At 70.3% G+C, this 17,651-nt stretch carries 17 protein-coding genes; 11 read left to right on the forward strand and 6 right to left on the reverse strand.

Annotation, left to right across the window (positions count from 1 at the left end; translation table 11 throughout):
- Positions 1–38: 38 nt before the first annotated feature.
- Positions 39–2,018 (reverse strand): M13 family metallopeptidase, encoded by a 1,980-nt coding sequence (locus MTE01_RS16200; RefSeq protein ID WP_141378380.1) that lies wholly within the window; start codon positions 2,016–2,018, stop codon positions 39–41.
- A gap of 105 nt (positions 2,019–2,123) precedes the next feature.
- On the opposite strand from MTE01_RS16200, the gene MTE01_RS16205 reads away from it, so the two are divergent.
- Positions 2,124–3,452, forward strand: a complete 1,329-nt coding sequence (locus MTE01_RS16205; protein ID WP_141378381.1) for an MATE family efflux transporter — start codon at positions 2,124–2,126, stop codon at positions 3,450–3,452.
- Between the two features lie 68 nt (positions 3,453–3,520).
- Here MTE01_RS16205 and MTE01_RS16210 read toward each other — a convergent pair whose 3' ends face one another.
- The gene (locus MTE01_RS16210; RefSeq protein WP_141378382.1) at positions 3,521–4,765 is read right to left on the reverse strand and encodes an acyl-CoA dehydrogenase family protein; all 1,245 of its coding nucleotides are present in this window, start codon (positions 4,763–4,765) and stop codon (positions 3,521–3,523) included.
- 214 nt (positions 4,766–4,979) lie between these two features.
- Positions 4,980–5,588: a TrmH family RNA methyltransferase gene (locus tag MTE01_RS16215; RefSeq protein WP_141378386.1), complete on the reverse strand. Its 609-nt coding sequence runs from the start codon at positions 5,586–5,588 to the stop codon at positions 4,980–4,982.
- A gap of 256 nt (positions 5,589–5,844) precedes the next feature.
- Here MTE01_RS16215 and MTE01_RS16220 point away from each other — a divergent pair, with 256 nt between their 5' ends.
- The gene (locus MTE01_RS16220; RefSeq protein ID WP_141378383.1) at positions 5,845–7,305 is read left to right on the forward strand and encodes an Nramp family divalent metal transporter; all 1,461 of its coding nucleotides are present in this window, start codon (positions 5,845–5,847) and stop codon (positions 7,303–7,305) included.
- 9 nt (positions 7,306–7,314) lie between these two features.
- Complete coding sequence (locus tag MTE01_RS16225; protein ID WP_103207981.1) at positions 7,315–7,950, forward strand: metal-dependent transcriptional regulator; 636 nt, start codon at positions 7,315–7,317, stop codon at positions 7,948–7,950.
- A gap of 151 nt (positions 7,951–8,101) precedes the next feature.
- Here MTE01_RS16225 and MTE01_RS16230 read toward each other — a convergent pair whose 3' ends face one another.
- Complete coding sequence (locus tag MTE01_RS16230) at positions 8,102–9,049, reverse strand: SDR family NAD(P)-dependent oxidoreductase (RefSeq protein WP_103207978.1); 948 nt, start codon at positions 9,047–9,049, stop codon at positions 8,102–8,104.
- 194 nt (positions 9,050–9,243) lie between these two features.
- Between MTE01_RS16230 and MTE01_RS16235 the strand changes: the two genes are divergently transcribed.
- The 3 genes from MTE01_RS16235 (at position 9,244) to MTE01_RS17130 (ending at position 10,530) form a co-directional block, all read left to right on the forward strand.
- A complete protein-coding gene (locus tag MTE01_RS16235; protein ID WP_055832729.1) occupies positions 9,244–9,414 on the forward strand; it encodes a CsbD family protein in 171 nt (56 codons plus the stop codon).
- A gap of 109 nt (positions 9,415–9,523) precedes the next feature.
- On the forward strand, positions 9,524–10,354 hold the full coding sequence (locus tag MTE01_RS16240) for an HAD-IIA family hydrolase (protein WP_103207976.1): 831 nt from the start codon (positions 9,524–9,526) through the stop codon (positions 10,352–10,354).
- Between the two features lie 29 nt (positions 10,355–10,383).
- On the forward strand, positions 10,384–10,530 hold the full coding sequence (locus MTE01_RS17130; RefSeq protein ID WP_170210734.1) for a hypothetical protein: 147 nt from the start codon (positions 10,384–10,386) through the stop codon (positions 10,528–10,530).
- A 207-nt stretch (positions 10,531–10,737) separates the two neighbouring features.
- On the opposite strand, the gene pyrE is transcribed toward MTE01_RS17130, so the two are convergent.
- The gene (pyrE, locus tag MTE01_RS16245) at positions 10,738–11,316 is read right to left on the reverse strand and encodes an orotate phosphoribosyltransferase (RefSeq protein ID WP_103207974.1); all 579 of its coding nucleotides are present in this window, start codon (positions 11,314–11,316) and stop codon (positions 10,738–10,740) included.
- An 83-nt stretch (positions 11,317–11,399) separates the two neighbouring features.
- Between pyrE and MTE01_RS16250 the strand changes: the two genes are divergently transcribed.
- Positions 11,400–12,245, forward strand: a complete 846-nt coding sequence (locus tag MTE01_RS16250; RefSeq protein WP_141378384.1) for an exodeoxyribonuclease III — start codon at positions 11,400–11,402, stop codon at positions 12,243–12,245.
- A 413-nt stretch (positions 12,246–12,658) separates the two neighbouring features.
- Here the strand turns inward: MTE01_RS16250 and MTE01_RS16255 are convergent, their stop codons facing one another.
- Positions 12,659–13,231 (reverse strand): NADPH-dependent FMN reductase, encoded by a 573-nt coding sequence (locus MTE01_RS16255; RefSeq protein ID WP_103207969.1) that lies wholly within the window; start codon positions 13,229–13,231, stop codon positions 12,659–12,661.
- A gap of 144 nt (positions 13,232–13,375) precedes the next feature.
- Between MTE01_RS16255 and MTE01_RS16260 the strand changes: the two genes are divergently transcribed.
- The 4 genes from MTE01_RS16260 to MTE01_RS16275 all read left to right on the forward strand — a co-directional run bounded on the left by MTE01_RS16260 (position 13,376) and on the right by MTE01_RS16275 (position 17,596).
- On the forward strand, positions 13,376–14,635 hold the full coding sequence (locus MTE01_RS16260; RefSeq protein ID WP_141378385.1) for a sensor histidine kinase: 1,260 nt from the start codon (positions 13,376–13,378) through the stop codon (positions 14,633–14,635).
- Complete coding sequence (locus MTE01_RS16265) at positions 14,628–15,305, forward strand: response regulator (protein ID WP_103207964.1); 678 nt, start codon at positions 14,628–14,630, stop codon at positions 15,303–15,305. Before MTE01_RS16260 ends, MTE01_RS16265 begins: the two co-directional genes overlap by 8 nt.
- A gap of 267 nt (positions 15,306–15,572) precedes the next feature.
- Complete coding sequence (locus MTE01_RS16270) at positions 15,573–16,457, forward strand: ABC transporter ATP-binding protein (RefSeq protein ID WP_103208582.1); 885 nt, start codon at positions 15,573–15,575, stop codon at positions 16,455–16,457.
- Positions 16,454–17,596, forward strand: coding sequence for an ABC transporter permease (locus MTE01_RS16275; RefSeq protein ID WP_246078343.1), 1,143 nt, complete (start codon positions 16,454–16,456; stop codon positions 17,594–17,596). Before MTE01_RS16270 ends, MTE01_RS16275 begins: the two co-directional genes overlap by 4 nt.
- The last annotated feature ends 55 nt before the right edge of the window (positions 17,597–17,651 follow it).

Below are 17,651 nucleotides of genomic sequence, written 5' to 3' on the forward strand. Positions count from 1 at the left end.
GTGGCTCCTTCCGCGTCAGCAGAGCAACAAACAGGACCTCACCAAATGGTGACGCGCTGGTCGGCGTCGAGCCAGAGGGCGTCGCCCTCGGTCACCTCGAACGCGTCGTAGAACGCGTCGATGTTACGCACGATCTGGTTGCAGCGAAACTCGTTCGGCGAGTGCGGGTCGATCGTGAGCAGGCGGATCGTCTCGGCATCCCGACCCTTCTGCTGCCAGATCTGCGCCCAGCTGAGCAGGAGCCGCTGGATGCCGGTGTACCCGTCGACGACCGGTCCGTTCAGATCGGTCTCGCCCTGGCTCTCGAGGAAGAGGCGGTAGGCGGCGATCGCGATACCGAGCCCCCCGAGATCGCCGATGTTCTCGCCGATGGTGAGGGCGCCGTTGACGTGGTGCTCCTCGCCGAGTCCCAGGGGAACGAGGGCCTCGTACTGGGCGATCAGGGCCTTGGTGCGCTCCTCGAACGCCGAGCGGTCGGCATCCGTCCACCAGTCGCGAAGCGACCCGTCGGCGTCGAAGCGGCTGCCCTGATCGTCGAAGCCGTGCCCGATCTCGTGCCCGATGACCGCGCCGATGCCGCCGTAGTTGGCCGCGGCGTCGCGGTCGGCGTCGAAGAAGGGGTACTGCAGGATGGCCGCGGGGAACACGATCTCGTTCATGAGCGGGTTGTAGTACGCGTTGACGGTCTGCGGCGTCATGTACCACTCGTCGCGATCGATCGGCTGTCCCACCTTGGCGAGCTGGCGGTCGTGCTCCCACACGTGCGCCCGGCGGACGTTGCCGACGAGGTCGTCGGCGACGATCTTGAGCTCGGAGTAGTCCTTCCAGCGGACCGGGTAACCGATCTTGGGCACGAAGGTGTCGAGCTTGGCGAGGGCGCGCTCGCGCGTCTCGTCGGTCATCCACGACAGGCCCTGGATCGAGCGACGGTAGGCCTCGATGAGGTTCGCGACGAGGCCGTCCATCGCGTCCTTGGCCGCGGGCTGGAAGTGGCGCTCGACGTACACCTTGCCGATCGCCTCGCCCAGGGCCGCCTCGACGAGGCTCACACCGCGCTTCCAGCGCTCGCGGTTGACGGGGACGCCCGTGAGCTGCGTGCCGTAGAACGCGAAGTTCTCGGCGACGAAGACCTCGGAGAGGAAGGCGGCGGCCGCGTGCACGATCTTGAACCGCAGCCAGGCCTTCCAGTCGTCGAGGCGCTCCTCGACGAGGAGGGCGCCGAGGGATTCGACGAAGCTCGGCTGATAGACGACGACTTCGGCGAGCGCGTCCTCGTGACCCGGGGCGACCCCCGCACGCCACGGCTCGAGGTCGAGTCCGGCGAGGGCGAGGGTATCGTCCCACGTCTTCAGGTTGTAGGTCTTCACCGAATCGCGACTGTCTTCGCGCGACCAGTGGTGCGCGGCGATGTCGGTCTCGAGGGCGAAGGTGCGGTCGGCGGATGCCGCGGGCTCGGCGACTCCGGCGAGCTCCAGGACGCGCTCGATGTGCGCGCGGTAGGCGGTGCGCGTCTCGTCGAAGTTGTCGAGGCGGTAGTAGCTCTCGTCGGGCAGGGAGATGCCGCCCTGGTAGACGACGGGGACGTAGCGGGTGGGATCGCCCGGATCGGGCTCGACGAAGAGCGTCAGCAGTCCGCTCACCCCGTCGCGCTCGAGCTCGCCGATGAGCCGGAGCAGGGAGGGGATGTCGGTGACGCCGTCGACGCGCTCGAACTGCGGTGCGAGCGGCTCGCGGCCGGCGAACTCGATGCGGTCGGTGTCCATGAAGCTCGCGAACAGGTCGCCGATCTTGCGGGCTTCGCTGCCCGGCTCGGCATCCTGCGACTCCTGGACGATGGTGCGCACGTCCGCCTCGGCCTGCTCGGCGATGAGGTGGAACGAGCCCCAGCGGGCCTTGTCGTCGGGGATCTCGGTGCGCTCGAGCCAGCTGCCGTTCACGTGGCGGAACAGGTCGTCCTGCGGGCGGATCTCGTCGCTGAGCTCGTCGAGCGCGAGACCGGAGCGGGGGGTGTCGGTCATGCAGACAGGATATGTGCCTCACATCCGAGAGGGCTCGAAACGGGGCGAGCCCACCGTTGGGTGCGCCGCCACGGCGGTGTCGGAGGCCCACCCTAGGCTCGGACCGTGACCGCTCCTGCGCCCGCGACGCTGAACCGCTCGATCCTGCGGCTCGCCCTGCCGGCGCTGGGCGCGCTCATCGCCGAGCCGCTGTTCCTCATCGTCGACGCCGCCATGGTGGGCCACCTGGGCGTCGCTCCCCTCGCGGGGCTCGGTATCGCCGGGGCGGTGCTGCAGACGATCGTCGGGCTCATGGTGTTCCTCGCCTATTCGACGACGCCCGCTGTCGCTCGGCGCTACGGCGCCGGCGAGTACGGCCGGGCCGTGCGGGTCGGCATCGACGGCATGTGGCTCGCGCTGTGCCTCGGCGCCCTGCTGGCGGCGGCCGGCTCTCTCGCGGCCCCCGGCATCGTCGACCTCTTCGGCGCTGCTCCCGACGTCGCCGAGAACGCACGCACCTACCTCGCGATCTCGATGTGGGGTCTGCCCGCCATGCTCGTGGTGTTCGCCGCCACCGGCCTGCTGCGCGGGATGCAGAACACGGTGACCCCGCTCTGGATCGCCGGCCTCGGCTTCGGCGCCAATGCGCTGCTCAACGCCCTGTTCATCTACGGCTTCTGCTGGGGGATCGCGGGGTCGGCGATCGGCACGGTCGTGGCGCAGTGGGGAATGGTCGGTGCATACGTCCTGGTCGCGCGGCGCTTGGCGCAGGTGCACACGGCATCCCTCCGCCTCGAGCGCGAGAGTCTGGGCGGCACCGTCCGCTCGGGCGGCTGGCTGTTCCTGCGCACCGTCAGCCTGCGGGCGGCGTTCCTCGCGACGGTCGCCGTGGCGACGGGTCTGGGCTCGGCCGAGCTTGCGGGATGGCAGATCGCCTTCACCATCTTCTCGACGGCGGCATTCGCCCTCGACGCCCTCGCCATCGCGGCGCAGGCGCTGATCGGCAGTTCGCTCGGCGCCGCCGACACCGACACGGTCGGCCGGGTGCTCCAACGCACGAGCGCCTGGGGCGTCTGGTTCGGTGTCGCGGTGGGGGCGGTGCTGGCCGCCGCGTCCGGTGTGATCGGCCTGGTCTTCACGGGGGATGCCGAGATCGCCGCGCTCATCCAGCCGGCGCTGCTGGTGCTCGCCGTCGCGCAGCCTCTGGCGGGGTTCGTCTTCGTGCTCGACGGCGTACTGATCGGGGCCGGCGATGCGCGCTACCTCGCCCTCGCGGGGCTGCTCAATCTCGTGCCGTACGCTCCGGCACTCGTTCTCGTGGCGCTCTTCGCCGGCGGCGGTGCCACCGGCCTCGCGTGGCTGGCGGCGGCGTTCTTCGGTGTCTACATGGTGGCGCGCGCGCTCACGCTCGGGCTCCGTGTGCGCGGACAGCGGTGGATGACGGCCGGAGCCTGACGTCCCCCGATCCACCGGTCTGGACGGAGTGCGGGGCGGGACCCTCGTCGGCGCCCCGCCCCGGCGTCTCACGTGTACCAGGTGGGTACCGGCACCTGACTGAGCAGCACGTACTCCCCCACCTCGCGCTTCTTGTACGCGATGGGATCGTGCAGGCTGTGCGTACGGAGGTTTCGCCAGAAGATGTCGAGCCCCACGGCGTTCGACGTCGCACGTGCTCCGGTCAGCTCGTAGATCTTGGATGCCACCTCGAGGCCGTCGTCGACGATGCGGAGCTTGCCAGCCGCGATTCGCACCGCGATCTCTCCGCGCCGACGCTCGGTCAGCTCCTCGCGCGGGGCGTGCAACACGGCACTGATCTCCGCACCCACGGCATCCAGGAGCGCCTCGTCGGCCCAGAGTTTCGACTGCAGGGTGCCGTAGCCTTCGAGCACGTACCACTCCTCGGTGGCGCGCTGCTTGTCGTCACCGCCGTAGGGCCAGGGCCGGGTGCGCTCACGGGTGTATGCCGACGCGGTCTCCAGCGCGCCCTCGGCGATGCCGAGGTAGAAGTTCGCGAACACGAGCTGGATCGCGGGCACGTTGAGGGTGTTGTAGACCAGCGACTGGAACTGCTTGTCGACGAAGCCCGCGGCATCCGACCAGGGCACCCGGACATCGCGGATCTCGACCGAACCCGACTCGGTCAGACGCTGGCCGAGGTTGTCCCAGTCTCCGGCGAAGACGATCCCCTCCTGCGCCGTGGGGACGATCGCGAAGATGTGCGTCTCGGTGCCCTCGAGCACGCCCTCGAGCACCGTCAGGTCGGACACCCGGCCGCCGGTCGAGAACGACTTGCGGCCCGAGAAGATCAGGTCGTCGCCGTCTTCACGGATGACGAGGTCGGAGTCGCGCGGATTGACTGCGCCACCGAAGAGGAACGCGTTCGAGGTGTACAACTCCTCGACCGCGGCGACCTGCGCGTCGGTCGCCACCAGGCGAGCCGCCCACGCCCACAGGTAGTGGTACCCGAGCACCTGCCCGATCGATCCGTCGCCGCGGGCCACCGCGCGGATGACCTTGTACGCCGTGTCCCACGTCTCTCCGGCGCCGCCGTGCTCGCGGGGACCGAGCAGCGTGACCAGACCCGACGCCTTGAGGAGCTCAACCTCACCGTACGGGGCCTGATTGGCCCGATCGCGCTCGACCGCGTCGACGGCGAGGATGTCGGCCACCTCGCGAGCGCGGGCGATCCAGCCGGCGCTATCGTGTGGAGGGGCTGCGTCCCGCCAGCGGTCGGCAAGGCTCGTCGTCGCTGAATCCGTGATCGTCATGATCGTTCCTTCCCAGGTGTGTGATTCGGTGTCGCGCCCCTCACCGGCTGCCACCGGAGAAGGGCCGGCTGCTCGACTCGCGGCGGGGCGCATCCTCGTCCCCGCGTGTCGGTCAACCGCGTGCGGCCAGTAAACCTCCGCTCGCGCGCACAGCGACAGCGTTGTTACCGACAAAGACCCCGCGTTTCACACGGTGGCGTCACGAAGGCGCAGCTCACGCCCAGCGGCGGCACCACTCGTGCATGATCACGGCGGCAGCCGACGCGGCGTTGATCGAGCGCGTGGAACCGTACTGGGTGATCTCGACCACGCCGGTGGCCGCCTCGATCGCCTCGGGCGAGAGCCCCGGACCCTCCTGACCGAACAGCAGGACGCACGCCTCGGGGAGCTCGGCACGGTCGACCGGCACCGACCCCTCGACGTTGTCGACGGCGATCACCGGGAGTCCCGCATCCCGCGCCCAGGCGGCGAAGGCGTCGACGTCTTCGTGGTGCCGCACGTGCTGATAGCGGTCGGTCACCATGGCACCGCGCCGGTTCCAGCGGCGCTTGCCGATGATGTGCACCTCGGCCGCGAGGAACGCGTTGGCGCTGCGCACGATCGAGCCGATGTTGAGGTCGTGCTGCCAGTTCTCGATCGCGACGTGGAACGGATGCCGCTTCTCGTCGAGGTCGGCGACGATCGCGTCCATGCTCCAGTAGCGGTAGCCGTCGACCACGTTGCGGGTGTCGCCGTTCTCGAGCAGCTCGCGGTCGTAGCGGGGATCGTCGGGCCAGGCGTCCGGGCCGCCGGGCCAGGGACCGACGCCGTGGGTGGCGGTCACGGCCGCCTCCCCCTGTCGGGGCTCTGCCCCGTCGGCATCCGTCGGGGGCTGGGCCGCGTCGCCCTGCGACGGCGTGGGGGTCTCGGCATCCGTCACCGTTTCAGGCTACCCGCGCGGCCTGCCGACGCCCGGGCGAGATCGGACGATCGGCTCGAGATCACGGGGCGCACCTTTCGTCGTCTCGTGCCGCCCCGCGACCTGGACGCCTCTGGATTCATCACTTTTCGGTGGCCCGAAAAATTGGTACGGTTTCGGGATGCCGAAAAAAGCCGATCTCGTGGGTCGCCGTCGCACATCGGGGCGGGCGCTCTGGCTCCTCGGCCCGGCGATGGTCGCCGGCGTCGCCTACCTCGACCCCGGCAACGTCGCGAGCAACATGACCGCGGGCGCGACCTTCGGCTACCTGCTCGTGTGGGTCGTGGTGCTCGGCAACGTGATGGCGTGGCTGATCCAGTACCTCTCGGCGAAGCTCGGGATCGTCACGGGTGAGAGCCTCCCCCAAGTGCTCGGCCGCCGCATCCGCCGGCCCTGGGCGCGCCGGGCCTATTGGCTGCAGGCCGAGCTCGTCGCGATGGCCACCGACGTCGCCGAGGTCATCGGCGGCGCCGTCGCGCTGCACCTGCTCTTCGGCATCCCTCTCGTGTGGGGCGGGGTGATCACGGGCGTCGTCTCGATGGGCCTCCTGCTCGTGCAGACGCGGCGCGGGGCGCGGGCGTTCGAGACGGTACTGATCGGATTGCTGCTCGTCATCGCCGTCGGCTTCACCTTCGGGCTGTTGTTCGCCCCGCCCGAGCCCGCCGGGGTGATCGGGGGCCTCGTGCCGCGGTTCGAGGGCAGCACCTCCGTGCTCCTCGCGGCCTCCATCCTCGGGGCGACGATCATGCCGCACGCGATCTATGCGCACTCCGCTCTCGCGCGCGATCGGTTCGCGCCGGCGGCGGCGAGCGCAGCCGCACGCGTCGAGACGACGTCCACGCGCCCGGCACCGACTCCCGACCGCGTCACAGCCGCCGGAACAGACATCGCGCCCGGAACGACCGATCGAGCCACGGCGACGCCCTCTCCCGCGCCGAGCGGCCTCGGCGCGAACGCGGGCGAGAACGCGGGCGGGACTCCGGGCGCTCAAAGCCGCGCCGACGCCCTCGCCGACGCCCGCGGCATCTCGACCCCGCGTCTGCTGCGGGCGACGCGGTGGGACGTCACGATCGCGCTCGCTGTGGCGGGCACCGTGAATCTCGCGATCCTTCTGCTCGCCGCCGCCACCCTCGCCGGGGTCGAGGGCACCGACAGCCTCGAGGGCGCGTACGCGGCGCTACGCGAGGGCCTCGGCCCGCTCGTCGCCACCCTCTTCGCGGTGGGCCTGCTCGCCAGCGGTCTCGCGTCGACCTCCGTCGGCGCCTATGCGGGCGCCGAGATCATGCAGGGGCTCCTCCACGCGCGCATCCCCCTGCTCGTCCGCCGCCTCGTCACCCTCGTGCCCGCCCTCGTGATCCTCGGCCTCGGCGTCGACCCCACGCTCGCGCTGGTGCTCAGCCAGGTCGTGCTGTCGTTCGGGATCCCGTTCGCGCTCGTCCCCCTCGTGGCCCTGACCCGTCGACGCGATGTGCTCGGCGACTACCGCAACCGCGGGGCGACCACGGCGGCCGGGGTGCTGGCATCCGTGTTCCTCATCGCCCTCAACGCTCTGCTCCTGTGGTTGGTCTTCACCGGAGGTTAGGCTGACGCTGTGGACTCGCCCGTGGCCGACGACTATCTCAAGGCGATCTATCACCACACCGAGTGGCAGGACAGCCCGATCACGCCCTCGCAGCTCGCGGCCGTGCTGGGCCTCGCCCCCTCGAGCGTGACCGAGATGGTCAAGAAGCTCGCCGCGCAGGGACTCGTCACGCATCGGCCGTACGGACCGGTGTCGCTGACCCCCGCGGGTCGACACCGCGCGGCGGGCGTGATCCGCCGCCACCGCCTCATCGAGACGTGGCTCGTGCGCGAGTTCGCGTACTCCTGGGACGAGGTGCACGACGAAGCCGAGGTCCTCGAGCATTCGCTGAGCGACCGACTGCTCGAGGGCATCGACGAGCGACTCGGTCGCCCGCGTTTCGATCCCCACGGAGACGCCATCCCGGATGCCGACGGCTCGGTGCACCGCGAACCCTTCGTGCTCCTCGCCGAGGCGTCGATCGGCCACGCGGGGCGCGTCCTGCGCGTCAGCGATCGCGATCCCGAGCTGCTGAGGGCGCTCGTCGAGAACGGCATCGACGTCGGGCACGAGCTCGAGGTGCTGAGCGACGATGTCGTGCGCGCGGACGGCACCGAGGTGGCGCTGCCGACCGGCGCGAGCAGTTCGGTCTGGCTCACGCGCTGAAAGGGAGTCTCCGCTGGCGTGCGCGCCGGAGACCGTCGCGCGAGCCACTGTCGGTGCACGGGAGGAGACCCGTCGAGGGGAGGGCCCGGGCGAGGTTCTGCTTCCTCCGCTCGCGGATTCTCCTCCGCTCAGCCGTGCCGGGATACCGGATTCAGGATGCCGCGCGCCGAGCTCGATCGAAGGGCCACCGCACGTGGGTCGCCGTCTCACACGCGCGCCAGAGGTCGGCGCCGAGTTCGCTGCCCCGTGTGCGGCGGGCGGGGGTCGCCACGCGCGGGACTCCCCGGGCGACGAGCGCCGGTCCGTACATCGTGCCGCCCTCGGCGTGCGGGTCGACGAGCGCGCGGACGAGAGCCCAGGCCCCCTGCTCCTTGGACTGGGTGATCGGCGCCTGGAGATTGTCGAAGAAGCGCGTGAGCCGGCTCGGCTCGTTGACGCCGCGCACCCCGCGCGTGCGACCGCTGGTCGAGTAGCCGGGGTGGGCCACGAGGCTCTGGATCGGAACGCCGTGGGCGAGCAGCCTCTTCTGCGCCTCGAGCGCCAGCGCGGTCGTCGCCGCCTTCGACTGCACGTAGGCGCGCCACGGCGAGTAGCCCTCGCGCAGTTCGGGGTCGGTGGGCACATGTCGCCAGAGCGACGTCGACATACTGCCCACCCAGACCATGCGTCCGCGAGCTGCGGCGAGGGGCTTGAGCAGCTCACCGGCCAGGGCGAAGTGGCCCAGCACGTTGGTGGCGAACACGAGTTCGTGACCGCCGGCGGTCTCGCGCTCCTTGGGCGGGTGGACGATACCGGCGTTCAGCAGGAGCCCGTCGAGCCGTCCGCGCGCACGGGCGGTGGCGGCCGCCGCTCGCACCGAACCCATGTTGCTGGTGTCGAGCAGGAGCGTCTCGATGCTGGCATCCGGGGTCGAGCGCATGATGGCGGCCTTGGCCGCGGACATCTTGTTGGGATTCCGACCGGTGAGCAGCACGTGGGCGCCGGCGGCGGCGAGCTGCTCGCACGCGAAGAAGCCGAGCCCGCGGGTCGCGCCCGTGACGAGATACGACCGCCCGGAGAGGTCCGGCAGGTTCTCGGGATCCCATTCGGTTCGCGTCACCCTTCGACCCTAACGAGATCCGGTGCGTCCGTCACGGGTGCATTCCGGCAACGGAATACCGTCCGGTAAAAAGTTTTCTACGACTTCGCGTGACGAATCGTGCCCGAGACCCGTCTTCTTCGTGAGCCACCCGCTCCGTCGCGACGAGATAGCTTTCGCCGCCGACGCCGACACGAGAAAGAAGGAGTCAGATCATGGGTCTCGACGACAAGATCAAGAACGCCGCTCAGGACATCGTGGGCAAGGCGAAGGAAGCGATCGGCAACGCGACCGACAACGACAAGCTCGCCGCCGAGGGCAAGGCCGACCAGGTCAAGGCCGACGCGAAGAAGGCCGGCGAGAACGTGAAGGACACCTTCAAGTAAGTCGGCATCCGCGGACGGGCGGGCCACGACTCCGGTCGGGTCCGCCCGCGCTCTTTCAAGCCCCCCCTCTTTTCGAGGCGGTGTCGGGGCCCGGGTTTAGGCTGGCCCCATGCGGACCCGAGGCGACATAGAGTGCTGGCTCACCGACATGGACGGTGTGCTCGTTCACGAGAACACCCCCATCGCCGGCGCGTCGGAGCTGCTCGCGCAGTGGCGGTCCGAGGGCACACCGTTCCTGGTGCTGACGAACAATTCGATCTACACGCCCCGCGATCTCAGCGCACGACTGCGGGCCTCCGGCCTGGTGGTCCCCGAGTCCGCGATCTGGACCTCCGCGCTCGCCACCGCCGATTTCCTCCAGTCGCAGATGCCCGGTGGATCCGCCTTCGTCATCGGCGAGGCGGGTCTCACGACCGCCCTCCACGAGGCGGGCTTCATCATGACCGAGACCGCCCCCGACTACGTCGTCGTGGGCGAGACTCGCAACTACTCGTTCGAGGCGATTACCAAGGCGATCCGCTTCATCCGCGGGGGAGCGCGTTTCATCGCCACGAACCCGGATGCCACGGGCCCCTCGACCGAGGGCGTCCTGCCCGCGACGGGAGCCATCGCCGCCCTCATCACCAAGGCCACCGGCAAAGAGCCGTACATCGTCGGCAAGCCGAATCCGATGATGTTCCGCTCCGCCCTCAACCGCATCGGGGCGCACAGCGAAAACACCGGCATGATCGGCGACCGCATGGACACCGACATCGTCGCCGGCATCGAGGCGGGGCTGCACACCGTGCTCGTCATGACCGGCATCAGCGACCAGCGAGAGATCGAGCGCTACCCCTTCCGCCCCGACGAGATCCTCGGCTCGGTCGCCGAGCTCGTGCGCCAGGAACCCCTCGAGTCCGACCTCGCCGACGGCGAAGAGGGCCTCGAAGCGGGTCTCTGACCCGACCCCGACCCCGACGAGGAGACACCGTGGACGACCGTACGCTCTGGCTGATCGTCGCCTTCTTCATCACGGCGGGAACGCTCGTGGCCTTCATCGTGCAGTGGCGCCGCTCGCGGCGCGGCGGCGGGGGGCGTCGCGACCCGTTCGACGGGCCGGGGGACGGGTCGCCCTGAGGCGGGCCCCGCCGCCGCGGGGAGCATCGACGCACCCGGCGGCTGCGCGCTGGCATCCGTCACGCCGTCACCGAAACAGGGGATGCCACCAGAACACGACGAAACGCCCTGTCTCCGTCGCACCGCCCTGTTCTCGTCACAGCGCGGCGACGCACCGACGCACCCCGGCGGCGCGCGCAGGCCGAGGGTCCGGCAGGGCGGGACTGCTTACTGCGGGGCGAGGCCCAGGTCGTCGAGGTCGATGGATGCCAGCCACTGCAGGCCCGCGGCCTCGATCGCAGCCTGCGCTCCGGTCTTGCGGTCGACGATGACGGCGACAGCGACGACCTCGGCACCCGCGCGGCGCAGCGCCTCGACGGCCTTGAGGGCGGACTGGCCGGTGGTCGAGGTGTCTTCGACGACGACGACGCGCTTGCCCTCGACATCGGCGCCCTCGATCTGGCGACCGCGGCCGTGGTCCTTGGGCTCTTTGCGCACGACGAACGCGTCGAGCGGGGTTCCGGCGTGCACCGACTCGTGCATCACGGCGTTGGCGATGGGGTCGGCCCCCAGCGTGAGGCCGCCGACGGCGACGACGCCGTCGAGGTCTTTCACCAGGTCGAGCACCAGCCGACCGATCGCGGGGGCGGCGCGGTGGTCGAGGGTGAGCTTGCGCATGTCGACGTAGTACGTCGCCTTCTTGCCGCTCGAGAGGGTGAAGTCGCCGTGGAACACCGCCTCGTCCTTGATGAGGCCGATGAGGGCCTGACGGTCGGCTTCGAGCTCGGGCGTGGAGGCGGTGGTCACGGCGTCGAGTTTAGTGCTCCGTCCTGATCACGCCGGGGCTGCTCCGCACGGCGATGTCGGCGCACGAAAGTAGGCTGGATGCCATGCGCCTGGCCACCTGGAACGTCAACTCCATCCGCGCCCGCGTCACCCGCACCATCGAGTTCTGCGTGCGCGAGCACATCGACGTGCTGGCGATGCAGGAGATCAAGTGCAAGACGGAGCAGTTCCCGTACGCCGCCTTCGAGGAGGCGGGGTATCACGTCGCCGCGCACGGTCTCAATCAGTGGAACGGCGTCGCGATCGCCAGCCGCGAGCCACTCGAGGACGTCGAGATCGGCTTCCCCGGCATGCCCGGCTTCGAGAAGGGCAAAGAGGGGCCCGACCTCCCCCAGGAGGCCCGCGCGATCGGCGCCACCGTCGACGGCGTGCGCGTGTGGAGCCTCTACGTGCCGAACGGTCGCGGGCTCGACGACCCGCATTTCACCTACAAGCTCGACTGGCTCGACAAGCTGCGGCAGTACACGGCCGACGCCCTCGCCGCCGACCCCGATCTGCCCCTCGCGCTGACGGGCGACTTCAACATCGCCCCGACCGATGCCGACAACGGCGACCCCACGATCGTTCAGGGCGCGAGCACGCACGTCTCGCCCGTCGAGCGGGAGGCGTTCGCCGCGTTCGAGACGGCCGGGCTCACCGACGTCGTGCGCCCGCTCATCCCCACCGGCTACACGTACTGGGACTACAAGCAGCTGCGCTTCCCCCGCAACGAGGGTCTGCGCATCGACTTCATCCTCGGCTCGCGCGCCTTCGCCGACGCCGTGCACGGCGCCGAGATCCACCGGAACGAGCGCAAGGGCGAGGTCCCCAGCGACCACGTCCCCGTCGTCGCCGACCTCGACCTGTCGGGGGCCGACGACGATGACGACCTGCCGATGATCTTCGGCTGAGCGCCGAGGACACCGGGCCGGGGCGTCGCGCGGTCGAACGACCTCGTCAGAATCGGATGACCTCGTCGAAATCGGACGCCGTGCGCGCTGCCGTCCGATTCTGGTGCGATTCTCCGATTTCGGCGCCGTTACGCGGGCTCCGGGGCGGCGCGCCGCGATTGAGCGCACGGCATCCCGGGACATCGGGCCCGCGGCATCCGGACCCGTTCGGGTGACACCTGCGGGCCTCTTCGTTCGTGCGCAGCGCAGCAGAATCGGACCGCCGCAACAGAATCGGACCGACTCCGCGGCGGTATCCGGATCCGACGTACCCATCCGGATCCGCGGCCGGGCACCTGCCGTCGCATTCGACCGCGGAGGGGATCGCACGACGGCGGGGCCGAGGCGAACCCCGACCCCGCCGTGCGGGAGCGTCAGACCGCGGGCACCTCGGCCGGTGCGGTGCGCGCGATGAGCGTCACCAGCGCCTCGATGATCGAGCGGAGGAACGCCGCGGTGCCCTCGTCGGTCACGGTTCCGTCGTCCTCGAAGAGGCCGGGGGTCGACTGGATGTAGCCCTCGGGCTGGCCGAGGACGAGAGCGTTGTAGTGCAGGAGCACCGAGCGCAGGTGCTGCTGGCCGGCGGCCGTGGCGATACCGCCCTGCGAGGTGCCGATGACGGCGGTGGGCTTGTCGTTGAACGACGCCTCGCCGTAGGGGCGCGCCGACCAGTCGAGCGCGTTCTTGAGCACGCCCGGGATCGAGCGGCTGTACTCGGGGGTCACGACGAAGACGCCGTCGGCGTCTTCGATGGCCTTCTTGAATTCTGTCGCGACCTCGGGGAAGTTCCCGTCGTAGTCGGGTGAGTAGAAGGGCAGGTCCTTGATCGGGATCTCCTTCAGGGTCACGCCCTCGGGGGCGACCTTCTCGAGTGCCTTCGCCAGACGGCGGTTGATCGAGGTGCTGGAGATGCTGCCGACGATGTAGCCGATCGTGTAGTCGGTCACGATGATCCTCTTTCCGGACGACGGGGGCGCCGGGCGCCCTGGTTCATTCACGTGCAAGCATCGCGGTCGAACCTGTATTCCCCCTCTTCTTGACTCCGCCTCACGGGGGATGCAGGTGTCGGCGGTCGCCTCTAGCGTGGAGGGATGCCACGGATCACGCGCGCGCAGCAGCGGAACGACGCCGTGCTCGCCGTGGTGCTGCTGCTCGGGGGGCTGCTGAGCGCGGTGCTGTCGTCTGTCGCGGGGATCTACGGCGAGCAGCAGGGTTCGCTGGCCATCGCCGTGGGGTACGTCGTCGTGCTGGCCGTCCCCGTCGCCTTCCGCCGGCGCTGGCCCTCGGTCGCCGCCGTTCTCGTCTCGCTCGCGTACTTCCTCGCCGTGACGTTCCGCATCCCCGAGATCTACGCCGGCAACATCGCCATGTTCATCGCGCTGTACACGGTCGGAGCATGGGAGCCGAACCGTCGCCGGGCGACGATCGTGCGCGTCGCGCTGATCGCGGGCATGTTCGTGTGGCTGTTCGTCGTGATGTTCCAGGCGGCGACCCAGCCGGTGGATCCGGACGTCGGGGGCGCCTTCTCTCGCGCCGGCGCTTTCTCACCGTTCGTCGCTTCCCAGCTCCTGGCGCTCGGCCTCAACGCCCTCTTCTTCGGTGGCGCCTACTACTTCGGCGACCGCTCGCACCAGCAGATGCGCGAACGCGCGGCCCTCGAGGAACGCACCGCAGAACTCGAGTCCGAGCGCGAGGTGACCGCGGCGCAGGCCGTCGCTCTCGACCGCGTCCGCATCGCGCGCGAGCTGCACGACGTGGTCGCCCACCACGTCTCGCTCATGGGCGTTCAAGCGGGTGTCGCCCGCTCGCTCCTCACTCGCGACCCCGACGCCGCTCGCGAGACGCTGTCGAGTGTCGAGAGCTCCGCGCGCACCTCGCTGCACGAGCTGCGCCAGCTGCTCGAGACCCTGCGCACGCCGGACGCCGACGCGGCCCCCGACACCGCGCCCACCACCCACGGACTCAGCACGATCCAGGCCCTCGTCGACGACGCCACCGCCGCAGGCCTCCCTGCGACCTTCACCGTCATCGGAGACCCCGCGTGCGATCCCCCGCCCCTCGTGCAGGTGAACCTGTACCGCATCGCGCAGGAGGCGTTGACGAACGCGCGCCGCCACGCGGGGCCGGGCGCCACCGCCGACGTGCGCCTGCGGTTCGAGACGGATGCCGTCGAGCTCGAGATCTCGAACACGGGACGCCGGGGCTCGTCGACGCCGGGGCTCGGACAGCTCGGCATGCGCGAGCGCGCGGCCGTGTCGGGCGGAACGATCGAGATCGGACCGCGCCCGCGCGGCGGCTACCTCGTGCGTGTGCGCGTACCGCTGATCACCGTGGAGGGGGCGCATGTCTGAGTTGCGTGTCCTGCTGGTCGACGACCACGCCATGATGCGGGCGGGGTTCCGCACGATCCTCTCGCTGGAGCCCGACATCGAGGTCGTGGGAGAGGCGGCATCCGGACTCGAAGCCCTCTCCGCGGCGGCGAGCTTGCGGCCCGACGTGATCTGCATGGACGTGCAGATGCCCGACATGGACGGCCTCGAAGCCACCCGCCGGTTGACCGCCGACCCCGCATCCGACGCGGCCGTGCTCATCGTCACGACCTTCGACCGCGACGACTACCTCTTCTCGGCGCTGGCGGCCGGAGCCAGCGGGTTCCTCCTCAAGAACGCGGGACCCGAAGAACTCGTCTCGGCCGTCCGCGTCGTCGGGGCCGGAGACGCGCTGCTCGCCCCCGAGGTCACGCGCCGGGTCATCGAACGTTTCGCATCGCCGGGTGCCGAGATGGCGGCATCCGCCCCCTCCGCCACGATCGAGCCGCTGCGCCTGACCGAGCCCCTCACCGAGCGCGAGGGCGAAGTGCTGCGGCTGGTGGCCGAGGCGCTCAGCAACGCCGAGATCGCCGCGCGCCTGTTCATCGGCGAGGCGACGGTCAAGACGCACGTGTCGAACCTGCTGCAGAAGCTCGGGGCGCGCGACCGCGTGCAGGCCGTGGTGCTCGCCCACCGGCACGGCCTGGCCTGACGGCGACGAGGGCCGCGCACCGGCCCGGGCAGCGCCCGAGACGACCGGACGGTCACGAGGTACCCCGCGATTCGGCACCGTTGCGTGTCCTTTCGAGCATCGAGGGCGATGTCGACGACGCGCGGCGCCCCGACCGGGAGCCCCCGCCGCGACCCCTCGGCCGTAGCGCCCTCCCCCGTGCGGTGGAGACGCAGAACCGTCCCGGGGCGGAGGTGGTGCGGCATCCGGGTCCCTAGCGTGGGAGGCATCGAGAAGAAGGGATGCATCGTGCTCCATCTGGACGGCATCACCAAGAGCTACGGCGGACGCCGCGTGCTCGACGGCGTGGGCTTCGACGTCGCCCCCGGGCGCCTCACGGGCTTCGTCGGCGGCAACGGGGCCGGGAAGACGACGACGATGCGCATCGCGCTGGGTGTGCTCGGCAAGGACGCGGGCACGGTCGAGCTGAACGGCGCCGCGGTCACCACCGCCGACCGCCGTCGATTCGGCTACATGCCCGAGGAGCGGGGGCTGTACCCCAAGATGAAGGTGGCCGAGCACATCGCCTACCTCGCACGGCTGCACGGCTTCGGCAAGGCCGACGCGACCGCCAAGGCCGCGGCCCTGCTCGAGCGGCTCGGACTCGGCGAGCGCCTCGGCGACCTCATCGAGACCCTCTCGCTCGGCAATCAGCAGCGCGCGCAGATCGCCGCCTCGCTGGTCCACGAGCCCGAGGTGCTCATCCTCGACGAGCCGTTCTCGGGGCTCGACCCCCTGGCGGTCGACGTGGTCGCGGGCGTGCTGCAAGAGAAGGCCGCCGAGGGCGCCGCCGTGCTGTTCTCGTCGCACCAGCTCGACGTGGTCGAGCGTCTCTGCGACGACCTCGTCATCATCGCCGACGGCACGATCCGCGCGGCCGGCAGTCGCGAGGGCCTTCGCGCCGAGCACGCGACCCACCGTTACGAGTTGGTCTCGCGCGGCGACACCGGGTGGCTCCGCGACGAACCCGGCGTTCGCGTCATCGATTTCGACGGCGGCTACGCCCTCTTCGACGCCGACGACGACGGCACCGCCCAACGTGTGCTGCGCGAGGCCACCGGCCGCGGCGACGTCACCAGCTTCTCCCCCCAGCGTCCGACCCTGGCCGAGATCTTCAAGGAGGTCATCCAGTGAGTACCCCGATCACCGCTGCGGTCCCGGCCCGTACGACGACACCGCACCGCGCGCCGAGCGAGCTGCAGAGCATCTGGCTGGTCGCCGAGCGCGAGATCGGCTCGAAACTCCGCAGCAAGGCCTTCGTCATCTCCACCGCGATCCTCATCGTCGCGGCCCTCGCGTCGGTGCTGTGGGGCGGTTTCACGGCCGCGAACACCACCGCCAGCGGCATCCCGGTCGCCGTCACCGCTCAGACGCAGGGCGAAGTCTCGGGGCTGGACGGCCTCGAGGTGACCGTCGTCGACAGCGACGACGCCGCCCGCGCTCTCGTGGCGGACGGGACGGCGGATGCCGCCCTGGTCTCGGGTGCGTCGGACTCGGCGTTCGACTTCACCGTCGTGGTGAAGGACAGCGTCCCCTCGACCCTGCTGCAGATGCTCAGCGACACTCCACCGGTGGACCGGCTCGAGCCGGGCTCGAGCGCCGCCGACGTGCTGCGCTACTTCATCGCGTTGGCATTCGGGATCGTGTTCCTCATCGCCGCGACGACCTTCGGCGGCACCATCGCGCAGAGCGTGGTCGAAGAGAAGCAGACGCGCGTGGTCGAGATCCTCATCTCGGCGATCCCGGTGCGGGCGCTGCTCGCGGGCAAGGTACTCGGCAACACGATCCTCGCGATGGCCCAGATCGTGCTGCTCGCGGCCGTCGCGGTGGTGGGGCTCGCCGTCACCGGTCAGGCCGGCGTGCTCGACGCGCTCGGTGCACCGATCACCTGGTTCGCCATCTTCTTCCTCTTCGGCTTCGTGCTGCTCGCCGCCCTGTTCGCCGCGGCCGCCGCGATGGTCTCCCGCCAGGAGGACATCGGGGCGACCACGACCCCGATCACGATGCTGATCATGGCGCCGTACTTCCTGGTGATCTTCTTCAACGACAACCCCGTCGTGCTGACGATCATGTCGTACGTGCCGTTCTCGGCTCCGGTGGGGATGCCGCTGCGCCTGTACCTCGGCGACGCGCAGTGGTGGGAGCCCGTACTCTCCCTCCTCGTGCTGCTCGCCTCGTGCGTGCTCGCGATCGGTGTCGCCGCTCGCATCTACCGCAACTCGCTGCTGCGCATGGGGGCGCGCGTGAAGCTCGGCGAGGCTCTGCGGGGCTGATCGGTTCGGGTCCGGTCAGCGGGCGGGTGGATGCCGGGGGCACCGGCATCCACCC

The sequence above is a fragment of the Microbacterium testaceum genome (genome assembly GCF_006539145.1).
Lineage (GTDB): Bacteria > Actinomycetota > Actinomycetes > Actinomycetales > Microbacteriaceae > Microbacterium > Microbacterium testaceum.

What these genes read in the sequence shown, in the direction of transcription:
- MTE01_RS16200 (WP_141378380.1), bottom strand. Translation starts at nt 2,018, where the DNA reads ATGACCGACACCCCCCGCTCCGGTCTCGCGCTCGACGAGCTCAGCGAC.
- MTE01_RS16210 (WP_141378382.1), bottom strand. Translation starts at nt 4,765, where the DNA reads ATGACGATCACGGATTCAGCGACGACGAGCCTTGCCGACCGCTGGCGG.
- MTE01_RS16220 (WP_141378383.1), top strand. Translation starts at nt 5,845, where the DNA reads ATGCCGAAAAAAGCCGATCTCGTGGGTCGCCGTCGCACATCGGGGCGG.
- MTE01_RS16235 (WP_055832729.1), top strand. Translation starts at nt 9,244, where the DNA reads ATGGGTCTCGACGACAAGATCAAGAACGCCGCTCAGGACATCGTGGGC.
- MTE01_RS16240 (WP_103207976.1), top strand. Translation starts at nt 9,524, where the DNA reads ATGCGGACCCGAGGCGACATAGAGTGCTGGCTCACCGACATGGACGGT.
- MTE01_RS16250 (WP_141378384.1), top strand. Translation starts at nt 11,400, where the DNA reads ATGCGCCTGGCCACCTGGAACGTCAACTCCATCCGCGCCCGCGTCACC.
- MTE01_RS16260 (WP_141378385.1), top strand. Translation starts at nt 13,376, where the DNA reads ATGCCACGGATCACGCGCGCGCAGCAGCGGAACGACGCCGTGCTCGCC.
- MTE01_RS16265 (WP_103207964.1), top strand. Translation starts at nt 14,628, where the DNA reads ATGTCTGAGTTGCGTGTCCTGCTGGTCGACGACCACGCCATGATGCGG.